The organism is Pseudomonas sp. NPDC090755, from assembly GCF_044769005.1.
Taxonomy (GTDB): Bacteria; Pseudomonadota; Gammaproteobacteria; order Pseudomonadales; family Pseudomonadaceae; genus Aquipseudomonas.
The window spans coordinates 1-1,739 of sequence record NZ_JBIVXC010000060.1 but is presented as its reverse complement, the minus strand read 5'-3'; the positions used below and the strand labels follow the sequence as shown (position 1 = coordinate 1,739).

At 58.8% G+C, this 1,739-nt stretch carries 2 protein-coding genes; both read left to right on the top strand.

All coding sequences use genetic code 11. The annotated features are described in order from the left end of the window. Nucleotides 1–317 (top strand): phage tail assembly protein (locus ACIQUS_RS27260; protein ID WP_403054288.1); only part of this gene is annotated, 317 nt, incomplete at its 5' end. Between the two features lie 100 nt (nt 318–417). After that, on the top strand, nt 418–1,739 hold a 1,322-nt coding region (locus ACIQUS_RS27255), incomplete at its 3' end, for a phage tail tape measure protein (RefSeq protein ID WP_403054285.1).

Below are 1,739 nucleotides of genomic sequence, written 5' to 3'. Positions count from 1 at the left end.
GAGGAGGTCAAGTAATGGCGAAGGAAAAGCAGATTGTCCTGAAGGAACCAGTCGCGTTCGGCAGTGAAACCATCAGCGAGCTGACCCTGACCCGCAAGCTCAAGTACTTGCGCGGCCACTCGTTGCGTGTCACCTCCGACGGTAAGGGCAGTGGGGCAGTCGACCTCGACTTCTCCACCCTCATTGACCTCGGTTCGAAGATGGCCGGCCGTCCGCCGGCGTTCATTGAGGAACTGGGCGAAGAAGACCAGGGTGTGGTCATTCAGGAGGCACGCGATTTTTTGCTGGATCGCCTCGGGGCTGGGCAGCCGGCGTAACCGTTGTCGTCAAAGTGTTGGGCGTGCAGCCATCGGAAGCCATGGAAATGGACTTCGAGGAACTGAACTGGTGGCTTGAGCGAGCAGAGGAGTGGGCAGAGTGGCAGAGAAATCCTACGGATTGAATGTAATCATCAAGGCTGTCGACCAGTTGACTGCTCCTCTGCGCGGAGTCATGGGCAAGGTCCAGGCGGTAAGCGCTGGCATTACCCGGTCGCTGGATCGGGCAGGGCTACCGGTCTTCACCCAGAACCTCAAGAACGTCGGCGGCGCGCTCGGCGGCATTGGCACTGCTGTGGGCGAAAGCTCTACAAAAATCTTGGGGCTTGGGGCTGCGCTTGGCGTCACCGGTGCTTCGTTCGGCTTGTTCTTCAAGGGCTATGCAGATGCGACCGGCACAATCGGGGATGTCGCGGCGCGGACCGGGATAAGCCGCGAGCGATTCCAGGAACTGGGTTATGCCGCCCAACTCACCGGTTCCTCATCCGAGACGCTCGCGGGTGCGCTGCAGAAGATGAATCTCAATGTCGGCGCTGCGACCAAGGGCTCGAAAGAACTCAAGGAGATGTTTGCCGGTCTGGGCATCAACATCCGTGATGCAGGCGGCAAACTGAAAAGCACCGACGCGCTGTTCGACACATTCGTCGACCGAATTACGAAGATCAAAGACCCATCGCTGCAGGCGCAGGCCGCAGTGAAGATTTTTGGTAAGAGCGCAACGGAACTGCTCCCGCTGATTCGAGAGGGAAAAGGCGGTATCGCTGAGATGGCCGCTGAAGCCAAGCGTCTTGGCGTTGTGCTGGAGGATGATGCGGTTAAGCAGGGTGAAGAGTTCGGGGACCTGCTCGACAAACTGTCGATGGCATTCAAGGGGGTGGGCAATACCATTGGCGCTGCCTTGGTTCCGCAACTGAACGTGCTCGGCGAGAAGCTGATCGGTACGGTCATCAAGTACCGGCCGCAGATCAGTGCCTTTGCCAAAAGCTTCGCCGAGAACCTGCCTGGCAATATCGAAAAGGTCACCGGTTTTCTTGGACGGCTCTACGATGGTATTCAGCCGGTGATCAAGGCCTTTGGCTGGCTCGCTGACACCTTCGGCGGCGCCAATGTGGTGCTCGTTGCGCTGGGGGCTTACCTCGGTGGCGGCCTGCTGATGAGCATTCTCAACCTGGCGCTGGCGTTCAAAGGACTCGGCCTCGCCATTGCCATGACCCCGGTCGGCTGGTTCCTCACCGCGGTAGCTGCTATCGGCGGCGCAGCCTACGTCATCTATAAAAACTGGGGCCAGATCGTCACGTTCTTTGAGGAGAAGTGGGCCGGTGTTGCGACCGCGTTCAGTGATGGGCTCATCAACGGCATCTGGAAAGCCTGGAAGGAATACAACCCGGTCACGCTGATCACCGAATCGTTCATGGGGTTGGT